Origin of the sequence: Limnospira sp. PMC 289.06 (genome assembly GCF_032350395.1) — a bacterium.
GTDB classification, from domain to species: domain Bacteria; phylum Cyanobacteriota; class Cyanobacteriia; order Cyanobacteriales; family Microcoleaceae; genus Limnospira; species Limnospira platensis.
Genome location: NZ_JARPLC010000042.1, coordinates 20303 through 37645 on the forward strand (window position 1 = coordinate 20303; position 17343 = coordinate 37645).

Consider the following 17343-nt stretch of genomic DNA (forward strand, 5'->3'; position numbering starts at 1 on the left):
AGGCTAGTTAATCATTCTCAGGGGTGCATGAAAGCGATCGCCTACATAATTAAGTTGTTGCTGAAGTTTGTTGTTATCATCTTTATAGCGGGTTATGGGCGGCTGAAATTGCCAGGACTCTGACTCTTGGGCGAGGGCTTCTGCTAATTGCCAACGGTGAAAAAATGTCCGCCCAGATAACCGCCCAATGGCACGAATTTGGTCGGAATTGAGATAGCTTGTATTGAGGTTTTTAATTTGGAAAGGGTCGATATATATTAGGTGAATTTGGGCGAGGTAAAGGAGTTGTTTTTCCTGTTCTTTATCTAGGGTCATGCGTGCCCTAACTTCATCTCGAAAATTCACGCCACCGCTAATAGTGCGATCGCTGATATCTTGTAGGGGTTCGGTAGGTATTCCCACCTGTTCCAATTTATTTAAAACTGTTTGGGATAGCTGATATTCTACACTTTGATAGACGGGTTGATTAAAGACATTTTGTAAAATAAATAGCATAACTAGACTGATAATGGCTGCTATAATAGGGGTAGAAACCCAGCCGGAAGCAATACCCAATAAAACACGCCAGCGAATTTGGCGGGCGCTTTTAATACCCTTCAAAAGTCCAATGCCAATAACCGCCCCAACGACGGCTTGAGAACTAGAAACGGGAATGAGGGGAATAGTCGGTAAACCGGCATTAGCTAAGAGGCTTTCTAACCCAGTGGAGGAAAATATATATAATACTAAAGAATGGGCGACAACTACGACAAAGGCGGCGACGGGAGAGAGAGGCATTAAGCTATTACCAACGGTCATCATGACCCGTTTCGAGTAAGTGTAAACACCAATAGCGATCGCAATTCCCCCCATTAAAAAAAGTTGTTGAACCGAGGAAATACTGACCGACCCAATATTAAAATTAGTGAAGGGTGAAGAAGAGACAAACACGCCCATAACATTGCCAATATTATTAGCACCGAGAGCATAGGAACCGAAAGCGCCTGCTAAAATTAACCCAGCGCGGGTATAAAGATCTAGCCGCAGCAGATGCAGTCTGAGACGTGCGAGAATAGCCATTACCACCAAATAAAGCCCGGCGGCAAAAATAGCACCCAAGATGGGGCAAGCAACCCAGGTTCCGAGAATTTTTATGAGGGTATCGGTATCTGTTATGGAACCACTAAATTGATTCCAGCCAATAATGGCACCGACAACGGCTTGGGTGGTGGAAACAGGTAAACCAATTTTGGTCATCCAGAAGACGGTTAAAGCAGCAGCAAAAGCGGCGGTAAACGCACCAGCAATGGTATTAACAGCGCCTAATTCTCCTAGTCCAGCGGCGGCACCAGCCCCCCCCACTACTGCGCCAAGAATTACGAATATACTACAGATAAAGGCTGCTGTACTAAACTTTACCATGCGACTACCAACGGCAGTCCCGAAGACATTGGCGGCATCATTTGCGCCCAAAGACCAGCCTAGAAATAAGCCGCTTGATAGAAAAATTAAAATGGCGATCGCGTCCATGTTTACCTGATTTATGACTGGCTGACTCTAGGAAATTTACATCAAGTTTACCGAAAAATTGAGGAGATAATTAAGCTGTTTTAGAGGACTCGCTTAATCGCATAAATTGATAACTCATCCCCAGCATCTTCAGCAGCATCAGCGAGACCATCAATCAAATCAACTCCGTCGCGCAACTGCATTTTACGTTCCAAAGGTAGTTGGGAATTAAAGATATTTGTTTTGAGTCTAATAGCAATGCGATCGCTTTCAGTTTCATAGACCCGAACGCGATAAAGATGATCGCGAACGGCATCAGGATGACGGAAAAAAGCCCGCGCCGCAATGACGACAGTTTCGACACTTTTAACGACCATTCCGGTCAATTCTTTAAAGTCTTGATGATAGTCTTCTGGGATATCTGGATGTTCAATAATAATACTTTGATAACTGTCGCCAAACACATCAATTAAATAGTATAAATCCTCCAACAAACTTAAAACATCACCACGGGAGTCGGGAATCAACATTTCGGTATATAATTGGGATTCAATAGCCCGCCTAAGTTCATTGCAGCGGCGCTTTAAATCCCGCAATTGCTCCATTTTATTTTCACAGCTTTTGGTGACATTTTGAGAGTCCAAATAAGCAGAAACTCCCATTTCAAAATATAGACATCCTTCTGATATCTTATCCAGAAACTCGTCTATTTGACCTTCGATAAATTTAGTTTTCCCAAACAAAGGAGGAATGTCTTTTTTCATGATTCCCAGTAAATAGCCAAGATTAACCGCCCCCAATGACCTACTAGGGGGGGGTTATGGGTGTCAATTTTAACTCTCACCAGTAACAATCGTCGATCTTATCATTAATTTAAATAGCATGACTAACAAACTGGGTTAGTCCCGATATAGTTTAGCAGGTTGGGTTTGTCTGGCTATAGGCGATCGCCCCAGAAACTCACAGATCCAGTTTTGTGTGAGAGGTTATGTATAATTACCAAGACTTAAAGGCAGCCTCAAGACTCAAGTTGTGGAAATTTACACTCCCGTTGTTGCGGTTGAAACTTAAACACTTAGCCAAATATTATGATGAGTTTTAATGGCGGTAATTTCAGCGGTAGGGTCTGTTAGAAGCGGCGATAATTTAATTAACTAATAATTATCCTACAAATCCGCCTCGTAACGCACCATAACACCCCGTAACCAACTGATGGTTAACCAACAGAAAAAGAAACCGGGTTTCCACAATAATGAGCGCATTTTAGCCAATACTTATTAAATAAACCCGGTTTCTCAGATTGATTGATTAGAATATAATCATCATAAATACAGACTTAGGCTAACGAAATTTATACCCGAAATCGTCTAAATTCCCTTTGAAATTACTCGTTTTCAACTGCCCCCAGCCATTCAAAATCGGTGGGAATTTCTCTGAAAACGTCAGGATGAGGTTTATCCTTTGTCTCAAGCCGAACAACTCCTTGATTTTGTACAGATTGAAGATCTATCCAAAGTGTAGATCGCACTGCTGTAATCACAGTTTCCCCAGCCCTGGAATCCCATAATTCCTCATGCACCGCACCGGGAATTAAAATGCTCCAACAAAGCTGCGATATTAGGCTGTTTCAAACCTGGATTCCGTATAATAACTCATTGGCTTTCCCTAAGCTAATTTTATCTTGCTGAAATAACATCAGCACAATTTCCAACAATAGCTCATTTTCATAAAAAGCCACTCGCCTTTACTAGGTCATCGGAAATTACTAAACTCATGGGTAACTCTCCTAGGCTGAAATCTCCTGCTTAAATCTTAGCAGCCGGGGGAGCGATCGCCCACCATTGCGGATAACCTATCGCCGGAGACTCAGAAACCGGGCTTCTACCGGAGTTTTGCCTTCTCACAGGGATTTTGCCATCAACCCGGTTTCTATTGTGGTGATTGATTTAGAAACTGGAGATTTTGAAGTCGATGTGAGTGAAATTGCCGCCGGCGATCGCCTTGAAGCTACTCACCCTGATGCTCAAATCTGGATTGTTCGAATCGGTTCGGGCTATGTCCGTCGCTTCGGTGGACGAACCAAGAGAATTGGATGATTACTGGAATCGTTAATAGAGATTTTGAACCGATTATTCCCCTGTCAGTGTCTTTCGACTACGACTTGAATCCTATCTTTGAAGACTTACGTCAAAAGGAAGCAGAAAGCGGTCGAGAGGTTGTCAATTTATCCCGCCAACCGGGTCTAAAAAACCGTTGGAGTCAGCCATCCCTTGAGGGTGAACGAGAGGAAACCTACCCACCCCGATAATTGGGGGTGAGGTGTATTCGGGTCCTGGGATTAGTTTGAGTCCCCGCATTCAGCTAAGTTTCGGATGTATTGTCGGATGACGGGCTGTAGGGTTAAATGGGATGAGGAGTCTAATAAGCTACGTCGTTTGAGAGATTGGACGGCTTTTAAGAACTCTCGGTTCGATAAAAGATTGGGGGGTTTCTGGTTGATGGTGACGGGCGGGTTTTGCTGGGCTAACCAATGCAGCAGGGTTTTTTCCGAGTCGCTGAGGCGTTGATAATGTCGGTTGAGGATGGGTTCTAAGTCTCCTAAAAAGAGGCTGGGGTAGGAGAGAAATTGTTGGACGCTACCGTTGAATAATTCATGGATGGTTGAGGCGGTGATATTTAGCCATAAGGGGTTATGGTTGAAGAGTTGGCTGAGTTCTGGCCATTGTTTGGGGTCTTGGAGTTGGCGATCGCGGAGGATTTGACTGGCCAGTTGAGGAACGCCTTGAACGGGGAGGGTTTTACAGTGGTGGGTTTCTGTTTCTAAGGCGGCGATGTCTGGGGGGTGTTCCCAAGTCAGCAGCAAAACACAACTTTGATGAGAGAAAGTCCCGAGTTCACGGATGAGTTGACTATAGCCTTGATAGTCTCGACGGTAGCTTTCGACGAAGTGACCGGAGGTTAGGCTGTGTTGGAAGTCGTCGAGGATGATGAAGCAACGGTGAGTTCTCAGAGACTCTAGGAGGGATGGCTGGGGGGTGGCGGTTGTGGCGACAAACTGGCTGATGTGGTTTTGTAGGGTTTCTAGGTTGGGGAATTTTCGCTGGCTACACCAGAGGAGGCGATCGAAGTGGTCTTTTATTTGTTCGACGAGTTGTCTGGCGAGGGCGGTTTTACCGATTCCCGATAATCCAGTTAGGGTGATGATGCGGCTATGTTCGCTGACTATCCACTGTTTGAGGGTGGTGAGTTCGTCGTGACGGGGGTGGAGGCGATCGTATTCGGGGGCTTGGCTAAGATCCTGGCGGGGTATGGTATCGGATTCGCTACTGCTGGATGATGGGTTGGTTGAGATTTTTGGCTCGTTGTATAACTCACTACAGACATTATTTATGTGATTGCCGATATGTACGCCATCGTTGTGATAAGAGAATATTCCGTTTTCGATGAGCGATCGTACATTCTTTTTTTTTACATCCTCTCCCAGTAGTTCCGAGAGGAGTTTCCATAAGTCGGATGCTGATTTCCTGACGTGATCGCTCGTACAGTGGTATTCGTCTGCTATGTCTTTATATCCTTTACCTTGCCATGCACCTTCTAAGATGGCGCGTTGCAGGCTATCTAGGTATTTTCCCGTAGTCTTTAGAAGCAGGCGATCGGTCCACTGCAACGCTTCCTGAATCTCCATAGCTGCTCACCCAGGTTGTAGTTTTGTTGTTTATGCACCCCCCATTTTCCCACATTTTCACCTTTTTAGGTACGTTATATTATTTTTTCTCACAATCCTGTTTTTGGGGCGTGATTTTAAAGTCCCCCTAAGTCTCACTTTTTTGGGGTTGGCAAATGGAAAATAAGTTGAGATACTAGGCATTGATTAATCTAAGTCGGCCTGATTGACTGGCAAAAATTTAAGCGTGAGCCGTAGGAGGGTAAGAGAGAACCGGGAACTCAAGGCGAGAGGAGCGAGCCTGATGCTTTCGTCGATAAGCCATAGCCGGGTCACGGTCGTGATAAACGGATTCAGTGCATTTTAGAGCGGGGGGTTATATTTCACAGACTCTCAAGGGTTTGAGTGTTATCTACCATTGAGAGTTCTGGCTCTCCTCCCTTTTTGTCAGACTCCTTAAAGCCCTGTCTCTACACTTAACCTCTTTCTATCTTCTTTTTTGCCAGTTAATGATCCATAGCCCCCCATTATCCCACATTTTTAACGATTTGAAAACAAAATACTATTTTATAAATACATCAGGAATACCCCCTAAATCCCACTTTTTTACTGTTGAAGGATAATTGAGTATGATAAAATACAAGGTGAATCCACTCTGAAGTATTGTTTTCATCAATCATATCATTTTAAAATCTTTATAGACGAGCGAATCAGGGTCGGTATTTAGTCTAGCTTCAAGATTCTATTGTACTGTATACAGGGTTGTTTATGGAATCATCTCAAAAAGATCTAAATCTTTCTAATAACTCCGGTCAAATTTTGACTGTTTTTCAGCGTAAATACTTGGAAAAAAGCCTTAAACAAAGCTTGTCCAAGCAGTATTTCAAGCGGATTAAAATTATGTTACTGGCAGATGAGGGTAAAACCCAAACCCAAATTTGCCAAGAGTTGGGCTGTTCCCATAGTACAGCACGCCATTGGATAACCCTCGCCAAGTCTGGTCAGGCTCACCAGTGGAATAGTAACGCAATTGGCAGACCTCAAACTGTAAATGATCGATGCTTGCAGCGGTTGAGGGAGTTGGTCACTCAAAGCCCTAGAGAAGTTAAAGTGCCTAACCGTGATTTTACTTATCATACTCGACAGTGGACAGCAAAGAAACTCAGTGAACACTTATGGGCGGAATTAGGGATTAAAATCAGCGATCGCCATATTAACAGACTGCTCAAACAAATTGGTTTATCTACTAGACCTAAATCGAATAACCTTGAGAAAAACGATCCAAAAAAATCAGAAACTAACCAGTCCAGTAAAAGCGGCATTGTGATTAGGGACATTCCAGAAGATGTTGCGTTTTCTTAAACTATAACCCAAAATTTATTAACTGCTATTAAGCGTTGGAACCACTCTCGTTTAAGAAATGACTACCAAAGAATATCTATCTGGTCTAATCGGTGAATTTTTATCAGAAAAGGAGTTAGCGATTTTAGTTAAGTCGGCTGAATTCAAAAAACCTGAACCCGGTTTGTTTTTGCAACATATCTCAGAATCCGATGGCTTATATATTGTCATAGCGGGTAAAGTAAGACTGGTTAACAGTAGCAAGGACTTAATTACCACCCTGCATCCCGATCAACTATTTGGGGAATGTACTTTGTTTCCTGAAGCCGGTTTTTTAGATTATGCTGTCAGGGTTTCGCCTCAAGCAGAGATTTGCTATATTTCCGGTCAACTTTTGCACTCTATAATTCAGAAAAATTCCAAATTTAAGGAGTATTTGTACAATTTAGCCACAACTAAAGATAATGAACAAAAAGCCAAGTTTAATATCAATAATCAACCGGATTTATCAGTAAACGCCGACCAGGAACTAATCGCAGAAATTAGCACAATCAAAGATGAAATATATCTAAAAACCCACCAGCAAAAAGTTAACAAAGCCTACTTTCCCAGTCCCACTCAGCGAGTTACTCATCTTTGGCAGCATATTACTAGACGCTATCCTTTTTTTGAGCAACAAAGCGGTTCGGACTGCGGTGCAGCTTGTTTGGTGATGGTTGCTCGTTACTGGGGCAAAAATTTTAGTGTCAACCGCATTCGAGATATTGCTAATGTAGATGCAAATGGGGCTTCCTTGCGAGGATTATCCGCTGCGGCGGAAAGTATCGGATTTTCCACTAGACCTGTGAAAGCAAGTATTGACCAACTGGCTAAACAAAAATTGCCCGCGATCGCTCACTGGGAAGGCAAACATTATATAGTGGTTTATGAAATCACTCCCAATACAGTAATTGTTGCTGACCCTGCTATTGGTCAACGTAGTTTAACATACCGAGAATTTAAAACAGGTTGGCAGGGTTATACATTACTCCTACAACCAACAGCTTTAATCAAAGAACTCAAAAATCACACTACCCCCTTCTGGCAGTTTTTTAATTTAGCCAGTCCTCACGGTCAAGTATTGCTAGAAGTATTTATTGCCTCCGTAGCCATTCAAATTTTTGGATTAGTTACCCCCCTATTTACTCAGCTACTCCTCGACCGGGTAGTTGTTCAAGGCAGTACATTAACCTTAACGGCTGTGGGATTAGGGTTAGTCATTTTTGGTTTATTTAGGGTTGCTCTGACCGGGTTACGACAATATCTCCTCGACCACACTGCCAACAAAGTACATTTAGCCATGATTGTGGGATTTATTACCCACACTTTCCGATTACCCCTGCGGTTTTTTGAGTTTCGCTATGTGGGGGATATCATGGCTAGGGTGCAGGAAAACCGCAAAATTGAGCGTTTTTTAACGGGTGAAGCCCTATCTATTTTATTAGATTTGCTCACAATCTTTATTTATGTGGGACTTATGTTCTGGTATAGCTGGAAAATGGCTTTACTGGCATTAGTAATTGTACCACCATTTTTCTTGCTGGCTATCATTGCTACTCCTTTCCTACAAAAGATATCCCGAGAAATATTTGCCGCATTAGCGGAAGAAAGTGGTTATTTAATTCAATCTCTGACTGGTGTACGCACGGTCAAATCTCTGGCAATTGAGCAAGTGGTGCGCTGGCGTTGGGAGGAGTTTCTCAACAAGTCAATCCGCAAGACTTTTTCTGGGCAGATTATTAGCAACCGACTCCAAGTATTTAGCTTAACCATTGAATCTATAGTTACGACTGGGTTACTTTGGTTTGGGGCTTGGTTAGTGATTCAAGGAGAATTAACCATTGGGCAGTTGGTGGCTTTTAATATGTTAATTGGCAATGTAATTAACCCTTTTCAGCGGTTAACGGTTCTGTGGAATGAGTTCCAGGAGGTAATTATTGCAGTAGAGCGAATTAATGATGTAATCGATACAGAACCAGAGGAAGATTTGCAATCGCAGGCTCGTTATTATTTAACAAACTTACGAGGAGATATTATTTTTGACAAGGTGACATTTCGTTACCACCCAGAAAGCGAAACTAATGTTTTAGAGAATCTCAGTTTTGAAATCAGAGCCGGACAGACTATAGCTTTAGTGGGGCGTTCTGGTTCAGGAAAAACCACGATTTCTAAGCTGGTTTTGGGGCTGTATCCCCCTACAGACGGCAAGATTTTAATTGATGGTTATGACATAACTAGCATTTCTTTACCTTCTTTGCGTCAAAGGGTTGGTGTTGTTGACCAGGATACTTTTTTATTTGGTGGCACAATTCGGGACAACCTGACTCTAGCGCGACCTTCTGCAACTCAGGCGGAAATTATCGAAGCGGCTCAATTAGCGGGTGCTGACGAGTTTATTCAAAAATTACCGATGAGTTATGAAACCCAGATTGGTGAAGGTGGGGGGTTATTGTCTGGTGGTCAACGGCAAAGATTAGCGATCGCTAGGGCTTTATTGGGCAATCCTCGTTTATTGGTTTTTGATGAGGCGACTTCCCACTTAGATGTGGAGTCGGAGCGAATTATTCAAACTAATTTGAATAGAATTCTGAAAGACCGCACAACATTAATTATTGCCCATCGCTTATCTACCGTTAGAAATGCTGATGTAATTTTAGTTTTAGATAGAGGAGTATTAATCGAGCAAGGAAATCACGAGCAGTTAATGGCCAAAAAAGGGCATTACTACTATTTAAATCACCAGCAACTTAGCTAATGTTCTTAAATCTGAGCAAGATTTTCATAAATTATGCCACAGTTTAATGAGATTTATCAAGCAGACTTAAATGGTCATAAAAGTTTAGACACAGACAACACACAAGCTGGGTCTAATCCTTTGACCTCCCCAAATCTACCGGCAAGCGACCTAAATCCTTCGGCGGATTGGTCTTTTGCCACAAAGGAACTATTAGATGCGTTACCTCAGCGGTGGACGCGAGGACTTCTCTATTTTTTAATCGTTTTTGTGGCGATCGCTCTGCCTTGGGGGATGTTGTCTCAGGTAGATGAAACCGGCAGTGCTAGGGGACGGTTAGAACCGCAAGGAGGTACGATTAAGCAGAAGCTAAATTTAGCCTATACATCTGCTGTTCTTAATTCCCAAACTGCTAAAGTGGAAATGCTAAATATTGAAGAAGGAGACATAGTAAAAGCCGGGGATATTTTAATGGAACTGGACAGTCTCCCTATTCGTGAACGAATTATTCAACTACAACTTCAGCAGCAAAGTAAAGAAAATCGACTGAATACACTAAAACAACAAAAAAATCAGCTAGAAACCGAACTGCTTACCCAAGAACGGCAAAATCAGTCTCAACAATTAGAGAAACTATCCCAGGTGGAGCAAGCAAGGAGGAACCTTCAATCGCTGAAAACTACATACAATTTACAGGAGCAGGAAAAACTGACCCAGGTTCATCAAGCAGAACAAAATTTAGCTGCTCTCAGGAGAATATTAAATTTACAGAGAGAAGAAAATCTGGCTCAAATTCGGCAAGCAAAACGACAGCTACAGGATAGCAAAACTGCATATACCTTGGCAGAAATGCGATGGCAAAAAGCAATCCGAGAAGTTGAACGATATCAAAATCTTTCAGACGATGGTGTAGTCACAGAAGTTCGGGTAATTGAACAGGAAGATATAAAAGAGGAAAGACAAAGAATTTGGGAGCAAAGTCAAGCAGATATTGAACAAGCCAGACTGCGACTAGAAGAGCAGGAAAGCAGCTATGAGCGAATTATTCATCAAGCTGATGCAGATATTGAACAAGCTGAGTTGCGGTTGGCGGAACAGAGACGCAGTTATGAGCGGGTTATTCATCAAGCTCAGGCGGATATTCAGCAGGCTGAGTTACGTTTAGCCGAGCAAGAGAGTAGTTCTCAAACCATTCTTCATTCCGGTGAACTTGCTGTTTCTAAAATAAAAGAACAACTCAAAACTTTAGATGGTCAGATAATTAACCTTCAATCCGAAATCGCTCAAGGGGATAAAGATATTGAATCTTTAAACTTTGAATTAGAAAAACGTGTTGTTCGAGCGCAAGAAGGAGGGACTATTTTTAGTTTGCCGATTTCTGGGGTGGGAGATGTGGTACAACAAGGAGGAATGATTGTAGAAATAGCGCCCCAAGACGCGAATATTTTATTGAAAGCAGAAATGGCGACTACACAAAGTGGTTCATTACAGAAAGGAATGGCGGTTAAGATGAAGTTTGATGCTTATCCTTTTCAGGACTATGGGGTAGTTGATGGAAGTTTAATCAAAATTTCTCCAACTACGAAAATGCAAGAAACATCTCAGGGAAGAGTAGCAATTTATGAGCTAGAAATTGAGTTAAATAAAACTTGTATTCCTAGTGGAAAGGACTGTATTCAATTACGTCCGGGAGATACGGCTACGGCGGAGGTGGTGGTGCGCCAGCGTCGCGTTATTGATTTTATTCTTGACCCATTCAAAAAGTTACAAAAAGGAGGGTTAGAATTTTAGAAAGCTTTTGGCAATCTTTCGGTGTTGTAGTTTTTTAAGGGAAAATGAATCATGTCACAATCGATTACGATTACTGCTGAAGATATTCTGAAACAAGTTAAGCTATCTATTCAAATCCCCGATCTAATCGAGTCTATTATTAGTCGCAAGATTATTACTGATGCGGCTACGGAAGCCGGTATCAAAGTAGAAACTGAGGAACTTCAGAAAGCTGCGGATACTATGAGGTCGCTTCAGAATCTCCATAGCGCCCAAGAAACTTTTGCTTGGTTAGAAAAGCATCATTTATCTGTAGATGATTTAGAGGAAGTCGCCTACATGAGCATTATTTCTCAAAAGTTGGTGGCTCATCTGTTTGCCGATAAAGTTGAGCCATATTTTTATGATAATCAATTGGACTATGCGGGGGTAGTCATGTATGAAGTGGTTTTGGATGATGAAGATTTAGCAATGGAATTATTCTATGCGATTCAGGAAGGGGAAATGAGTTTCTATGATGTGGCTCACAAATATATTCAGGATGTAGAATTGCGTCGCCAAGGGGGATATCGAGGGGTATTGTCTCGTAAGGATTTGCAGCCAGAAGTTTCTGCTGCTGTTTTTGCTGCAACCCCACCACAGCTTGTTAAACCGATCGTGACTTCCAAGGGAGTACACCTTATTTTAGTCGAGGATATTATTCAGGCAGAGTTAGATAATAAGTTGCGTTTCCAGATTGTTTCCGACTTGTTTAGTGAGTGGGTCAAGAAAAAAGTTGATTCAGCCGATATTATTATTAATTTGGTGTTATAAATAGTTTTATTACACCAAATTAAATGTATCTCTACAATTACTCATTGTGCGGAATTTTGCGCCTTAATTCCGCACAACTACATCACTCGACTTACAGACTCCTAATTAACTCCACTTACAGTAGAAAATGCTCAAACCTCCATCAAACCTTTGATATGAAAATCCCCGATAACGTCCTTGCCCCAAAAGCCACATCATTTCTTGATCATTTAAATCCGTAAGATAGCTTTCAGAATCTGAGAACAAATCTGCACCAGTAGGACGTAAGTCAGAGATAGTAATGTTAGCCATTTTTGTTTCCTCTTTGAATAAGTTTGACTTTGAGGTAATCAGATTTATGATCTGCCTTTCCCTATGACTCTTATTATTGCCTAACTCTCGAACAATGACAATAGTTTTAGCAACTTTAAAGTTCATCTAACTAGCATAATTATGTCTCAAATTTACCAACTAAAACACCGTAATTTTACGCAGATTCTAACCGCAAATTCCCATAATCTCGTATCACCGAGCTTTGTTTTCGAGACATAACTAACACAATTATGTCTTTTTTAATATTTCCCTCCCCTGGGTTCAGGTGGTGGCGGGTCAAAAAAATAGCTCCCAAAGAAACCGGGTTTCTATGACAAGAATGGTGGGATGACAGAGATTTACTCAAGAAACCCGGTTTCTGGCTGTTCTTTGGTGAGATGGGCGATCGCGCTAAAATTTCCTGTCCCCCACGGTGTACCTCATGCTACAACTGATATTGTAGCGATCCCTCAAAGACAATCAATGGACAGCAAGAAATTAAACGAGGTTTGGCGATGAGCGTAAATTACATTTTAAGCCAATACATTGAGTCAGCAATGTCTATGGCCACTTACGATAAACTCGAAGACGGCACCTTCGTTGCTCGAATTCCATCTTGCAAAGGAGTTATCGCATTTGCATCAACATTACGCGAGTGCGATCGCCAATTACGCGAAATCCTAGAAGAGTGGATTTTAGTAGGGTTAAAACTCGGTCATACTCTGCCAATCATCAACAACATCGATCTGAACAAGGAGCCAATTCGTGAGCCGGTCGATACCCTGTAAGCGTAGAGATTTTATCAAAAAGTTGCGGCAACTAGGATTTGATGGACCTTTTTCTGGAACTCGACATCAGTTTATGGTCTTCGGTGAAAATCGCTTAACGATTCCTTCCAACGATGAGTATTCTGTCGCACAACTGCGAATGATGATTCGAGAAGTTGAGGAAATTATCGATCGCGCCATCTCTCTTGATGAGTGGATCGCTTTATAGTTGTCGTTGGCGGCCAGCGGAACTCTGCCCAAAATACCGATCGCTCTCTGATTTCACCAAACATGAGAAACCGGGTTTTTTTCTGTGCTTAACCCACAATTGCCGGAAAAAATAGTAAAAACCCGGTTTCTGGTGGCGCTTTGAGGTAAAAGAAACCGGGTTTATATGACAAGAATGGTGGGATTACAGAGATTTTCCATAGAAATCCGGTTTTCCCGGTTTCTGGTCATCGCTGATACCTAGCATCAACCGGGCAAAATCCCCGATAAACATCCTGAGAATCAGCATTCAAATAAGGACGCTGCCAATCAATCCCCAACCCAGAAAACTGCTCAGAAATAGCAGCCATTCTACCCGTTGCAGAATTATCCCCCTGTTGCCAAGCCATCAACAACCCATTAGCTATAATCTGACAGCGATTCATCCCAAAACTTTCCTCACTACCAAACTTTTTGTCCGGTTCTTCCGCCAACCCCAAACCCGGTGCTAACTCCAGAGTAAATAACGGTATTTCTGGCTTAAAAATAGACTGATTCTGATGATAAACATTAGCCACAACCTGTCTCACCAACTCATAATCGGTTTTCCCAAAATAAAGCACCCCAGCATCATATCGTTGATAATCAACCGGATTATACAAAGCCTTAAAACTAAAAGGAATCCCCCTCTGATTTAACCTCTCAGTCAACCCAGCCATCACAGCCACCGCACCTTCAGGAGTAAAATTAAAATAGACTCGCACCATAGCTTCCTCCCTCTGTAACCCGGCATTACCCACCGCCATATAAAAGCCATTTTGCACCAAATTTTTCGGCATCATAATTGACACAAAATCACCCACTGCCGCAGCTTGTTCAGACTCTTGAAGATGCTTTTCCCGTTGAATATGCAGCCGCAAATCCCCCTTAGTTACAGCCAAACTGCCATCGGTTTCCTCTCTCAAAACCGACCAACCCGAATCAAAATAACCCTCACCCTTATTCGCTTCCTCTAACTGCACATAAAAATCCATAGCTACGCCAGCAAAACTATTATTCTCCAAATCTAATTGCTGACCCTTATTTTCAGAACCCAATGCTTGCGATGCTTGCATGGAACCATTATAATAAATGCCATAGAGAAAACTCCGCAACTGTAAACTCATATACTTATTCTGCATTTCCTTGGGTAAAGCCTGAATGCGAGATAACATCTCAGCGGGCATTTCCCAGGGTTGATAGTTAGGATGACGAATCGAAAAATCAGCGGAAATTTCGACATTTTCAACAATGTCTGACAAAACTTCCTTTAATCGACCTTTGACCTCAGAGGCTAATTGATGGGATTGAGAATTAAGTAATGACATAATCTTTCAAGATATTAAACGATATTAAACTTTTTCAACAACAGAAGAACCGATCTGATTTAACTGAGTAGCAGTAGCCCCAAAAATAGTGGGCATTGATGATTCAGGACGACATAACAAAGCCTTGGCTACCTGAAGCATAGCAATTCCGGTATTATTAAAGGTTTTTTGATACTGAACCATCGCCAAAATTCCGATAATTAAAGAAAAACCTGCCAACTGTACGACTTGCTTTAAGAAATCAGGCCGATATTTTAAGATTTCTGGGAAAGTTTCTAAATAAGCTAAAGTTAACCCGCCGATAGATGGCTGAATTAATTCTAGGGGAGTAGTCGCTAGTCGCAAAGATTCTTCAATACTAAGAGAATTACTAATCACTAAGCTACCCAACCAAGTTTGTAGATAACTGGCGATCGCCATTCCCAAATCAAACGCTGGATCTCCCCAATCAGACCTTTCCCAGTCAATCAACCGGATCGCATTTCCATTAATATCTTCCCAGTTTCGATTCAGAAGAATATTATTCAGCTTGAGGTCATTGTGAGTCAGACAAACAGGAGATATAGTTTCACTGGCTTGATGAACTGCTTCCCCTAAACTATCATATCGTTGATAGAGCGCAAAAAATTTCAATCCATCCATCGGAGCCATGCCAAAAATTTCTGGTCCGATTCGTTCTAAACTCTCTAATAATAGCGGGGATACTTTCGGTTTTCCAGCAACCTCTTCTTGAGCAAAAAACTCCCTATAAATACTCTGATTCCAGGTATCACGGTGAATTGTCGCCAAACAACTGCCAATTTGAGCAGCAAACTGAGTAGGAAAGAGATTGTTTTTAGAATAGAACTCTGCTAAATCCTGATAATTATCCAGATAAGTAGAAACTAAAATCGAGTTCTCAGCATCGTGCAGCAGTAATTCTGGTAGAAAAGCACGCCAATGGTCAAGTTCAGGAAAGTTATGTAGAAATTTGGGGATTCGCCATTCCCCAAAAAACTCGCCCACAGTTTCTTTTTCTGAATTGATAAATTGTTCTTGTTTCACCAGTAACTTTCGACCTTCTGGCAAAGTCACCAATAAGTTAAAATTTTTAGCCGGAACCTGCTCTACTCCCGGATTTTCTAAGGAGCGATCGCATAACCCATTCTCTATCAGATACTCATTGACATTTTGAGAACTTAAGACTAACTTCATCTAAACCCACCTCTAGTAGATCCATGACATAGAAACCACCAGTCGGTGTCTATCTATTCAGGTTATCTAATTTTTTCTAAAAAACCAATACTTTATTCAAAAAAAAACGGACATAAATATTACAATTATGTCTTTTACTTTATCTATTTACATGAATTATCTTGCTTTAAGCAGCTTTAATTAATTATTAAAATTGTCATATACTATTGACGATAAATATATTCTATAATTATTGGTAATTACATATTTTATTTTAATTATAAGCATTTTATTTGATATTTTTTGATATTTGGTAACGGAGTAAAAAGCGATCGCTCTTTTATTTTCCAAGAGGCGATCGCTCTTTTATTGGCAAGAAAGGCGATTCCCCCCGGGACGCTGCGCGATCGCTCTTTTGCTGCGAAAAAGAAACCGGGTTTCTGTTGTGGAAATGTAGGGGCGGGTTTAAAACCAGCCCCTACTGTGGCAGCACAAAAAGAAACCCGGTTTCTAAGTCCCCGGTTTCTGAGACAAGGCGATCGCTATTTTATTTTCAGATAGGCGATCGCCTCTTTCCCTGCGAAAAAGAAACCGGGAATCGGATGATAATTTTGGTGGAATGGCAGAGATTTTTCAGAGAAACCCGGTTTCTGGCTGTTGGTTTTAATGCAGTAAGCGGAAGCTCTCCTCTTTGGGCTTATCGCTTTCTTATTTGCCTAAAATCAGCCTCAAACAGACGGACGACGAATTCGGGTTTGTCTTTCATCTGCCACCACTAGACAACCCTGTAAAGTCGCGAGTGGATAGTCCCGAACAACCCGCTGCAAAACATCAAGCACTGCCTGACGACTTCCACAGCGAGAACGCAACAGTAAAATTCCCGGATGAGTTCCGGGTGGAAAACGTCGGACATCAGAAAAATCTAAGTCGAGAGTAATAAAAAAGCGTCCCTCAGTACAAGCTTGCTGCCATACAACTTCGTCGTCTTCACCAGACAATCCTTCATCAGTCACTCGATCGCAATCGTAACCTTGATTTCGGAGAAACTCCGCATGGGTAATACTAAGATTCTCGTCTAATTTTACTAAGATCATTATTATCGCGTTGGCGACAGTTCTTCTTCTCTTGCTAATGCCGCAGCATAAGCGATCGCCGAGCGGACATTTTCTAAAGTTAACGGTGGATAGTCCTCAACAATTTCTGCTAATGTCAATCCCTCAGCCAGGTTATCCAGAATGACCGAAACCATAATCCTAGTCCCTTTAATACAAGGTTTTCCATGACAAATATTTGGGTTTCTCTCAATTTGTTTTTGCCAATCAATCATGGCTTTATCTCCAGCAAATTGTTAAGTATAAATTACCCTATTCTAGCATAAAATTCAGCGGTGACGAGAGCGATATCTAAGCCTGATCGAAGTCGCCCCCATTACTGTCTGGGGAACAAAACTACCCCAGCCATGGTTATGGGATATTGTAATCGGCGAATTTCAATCTATGAAATTGGCTGAATCTCAGTTACGAGATGAGTATATTTACTCAGAATAAATGGATTGACTTGGCGTGATTAAGCCGCGATCGCCCCCCTAGCCTTCCCAGACTATCACCTGTCATCCTGCTATACTCAACTTAAGAAGTGCGAGACGTTCAGGCATGAAATAGGGTTGCAATACCCGAAATAACCGCCTGT

At 41.9% G+C, this 17343-nt stretch carries 18 protein-coding genes and 1 pseudogene; 10 read left to right on the top strand and 9 right to left on the bottom strand.

What is annotated here, in order from left to right; translation table 11 throughout:
• Window positions 1–3: 3 nt before the first annotated feature.
• The 3 genes and pseudogenes from P5674_RS11105 to P5674_RS11115 all read right to left on the bottom strand — a co-directional run.
• Window positions 4–1509: an inorganic phosphate transporter gene (locus P5674_RS11105; RefSeq protein WP_006619032.1), complete on the bottom strand. Its 1506-nt coding sequence runs from the start codon at window positions 1507–1509 to the stop codon at window positions 4–6.
• An 80-nt stretch (window positions 1510–1589) separates the two neighbouring features.
• Entirely contained in the window at window positions 1590–2252 is a 663-nt protein-coding gene (locus P5674_RS11110) for a DUF47 domain-containing protein (RefSeq protein ID WP_006619033.1), read from the bottom strand.
• 881 nt (window positions 2253–3133) lie between these two features.
• A pseudogene (locus P5674_RS11115) lies at window positions 3134–3263 on the bottom strand (UPF0175 family protein); the annotation flags it as partial.
• A gap of 66 nt (window positions 3264–3329) precedes the next feature.
• On the opposite strand from P5674_RS11115, the gene P5674_RS11120 reads away from it, so the two are divergent.
• Window positions 3330–3584, top strand: a complete 255-nt coding sequence (locus P5674_RS11120; protein ID WP_006619041.1) for a hypothetical protein — start codon at window positions 3330–3332, stop codon at window positions 3582–3584.
• Window positions 3581–3796 (top strand): hypothetical protein, encoded by a 216-nt coding sequence (locus P5674_RS11125; protein ID WP_006619042.1) that lies wholly within the window; start codon window positions 3581–3583, stop codon window positions 3794–3796. The genes P5674_RS11120 and P5674_RS11125 overlap by 4 nt, the downstream gene beginning before the upstream one ends.
• A 30-nt stretch (window positions 3797–3826) precedes the next feature.
• On the opposite strand, the gene P5674_RS11130 is transcribed toward P5674_RS11125, so the two are convergent.
• Window positions 3827–5173 carry an NB-ARC domain-containing protein gene (locus tag P5674_RS11130; protein ID WP_006619043.1) on the bottom strand — a complete coding sequence of 449 codons (1347 nt, stop codon included), beginning with the start codon at window positions 5171–5173 and terminating at the stop codon, window positions 3827–3829.
• A 747-nt stretch (window positions 5174–5920) separates the two neighbouring features.
• Here P5674_RS11130 and P5674_RS11135 point away from each other — a divergent pair.
• From P5674_RS11135 to P5674_RS11150, 4 genes are read left to right on the top strand one after another with little or no spacing between them, the layout of a single operon-like run.
• Entirely contained in the window at window positions 5921–6514 is a 594-nt protein-coding gene (locus tag P5674_RS11135) for a helix-turn-helix domain-containing protein (protein WP_006619044.1), read from the top strand.
• Window positions 6515–6572: 58 nt separating this feature from the next.
• A complete protein-coding gene (locus tag P5674_RS11140) occupies window positions 6573–9287 on the top strand; it encodes a peptidase domain-containing ABC transporter (RefSeq protein WP_006619045.1) in 2715 nt (904 codons plus the stop codon).
• A gap of 33 nt (window positions 9288–9320) precedes the next feature.
• Window positions 9321–11057, top strand: a complete 1737-nt coding sequence (locus P5674_RS11145; protein WP_006619046.1) for an HlyD family efflux transporter periplasmic adaptor subunit — start codon at window positions 9321–9323, stop codon at window positions 11055–11057.
• Window positions 11058–11108: 51 nt separating this feature from the next.
• Entirely contained in the window at window positions 11109–11849 is a 741-nt protein-coding gene (locus P5674_RS11150; protein ID WP_006619047.1) for a peptidylprolyl isomerase, read from the top strand.
• Between the two features lie 105 nt (window positions 11850–11954).
• Here the strand turns inward: P5674_RS11150 and P5674_RS11155 are convergent, their stop codons facing one another.
• Window positions 11955–12266, bottom strand: a complete 312-nt coding sequence (locus P5674_RS11155) for a hypothetical protein (RefSeq protein ID WP_006619048.1) — start codon at window positions 12264–12266, stop codon at window positions 11955–11957.
• Window positions 12267–12488: 222 nt separating this feature from the next.
• Between P5674_RS11155 and P5674_RS11160 the strand changes: the two genes are divergently transcribed.
• From P5674_RS11160 to P5674_RS11170, 3 genes are read left to right on the top strand one after another with little or no spacing between them, the layout of a single operon-like run.
• The gene (locus tag P5674_RS11160; RefSeq protein WP_014274164.1) at window positions 12489–12659 is read left to right on the top strand and encodes a hypothetical protein; all 171 of its coding nucleotides are present in this window, start codon (window positions 12489–12491) and stop codon (window positions 12657–12659) included.
• Window positions 12656–12928: a type II toxin-antitoxin system HicB family antitoxin gene (locus P5674_RS11165; protein ID WP_172973467.1), complete on the top strand. Its 273-nt coding sequence runs from the start codon at window positions 12656–12658 to the stop codon at window positions 12926–12928. Before P5674_RS11160 ends, P5674_RS11165 begins: the two co-directional genes overlap by 4 nt.
• On the top strand, window positions 12906–13136 hold the full coding sequence (locus P5674_RS11170; RefSeq protein ID WP_315642779.1) for a type II toxin-antitoxin system HicA family toxin: 231 nt from the start codon (window positions 12906–12908) through the stop codon (window positions 13134–13136). Before P5674_RS11165 ends, P5674_RS11170 begins: the two co-directional genes overlap by 23 nt.
• 226 nt (window positions 13137–13362) lie before the next feature.
• Here P5674_RS11170 and P5674_RS11175 read toward each other — a convergent pair whose 3' ends face one another.
• On the bottom strand, window positions 13363–14481 hold the full coding sequence (locus P5674_RS11175) for a T3SS effector HopA1 family protein (protein WP_006619051.1): 1119 nt from the start codon (window positions 14479–14481) through the stop codon (window positions 13363–13365).
• 24 nt (window positions 14482–14505) lie between these two features.
• A complete protein-coding gene (locus P5674_RS11180; protein WP_006619052.1) occupies window positions 14506–15675 on the bottom strand; it encodes a phosphotransferase in 1170 nt (389 codons plus the stop codon).
• A 282-nt stretch (window positions 15676–15957) separates the two neighbouring features.
• On the opposite strand from P5674_RS11180, the gene P5674_RS11185 reads away from it, so the two are divergent.
• Window positions 15958–16215: a hypothetical protein gene (locus P5674_RS11185; protein WP_315669996.1), complete on the top strand. Its 258-nt coding sequence runs from the start codon at window positions 15958–15960 to the stop codon at window positions 16213–16215.
• 167 nt (window positions 16216–16382) lie between these two features.
• Here the strand turns inward: P5674_RS11185 and P5674_RS11190 are convergent, their stop codons facing one another.
• Window positions 16383–16748, bottom strand: a complete 366-nt coding sequence (locus tag P5674_RS11190; protein ID WP_006619054.1) for a DUF5615 family PIN-like protein — start codon at window positions 16746–16748, stop codon at window positions 16383–16385.
• Window positions 16749–16750: 2 nt separating this feature from the next.
• Window positions 16751–16981 carry a DUF433 domain-containing protein gene (locus P5674_RS11195; protein ID WP_006619055.1) on the bottom strand — a complete coding sequence of 77 codons (231 nt, stop codon included), beginning with the start codon at window positions 16979–16981 and terminating at the stop codon, window positions 16751–16753.
• Window positions 16982–17343 lie beyond the last annotated feature (362 nt).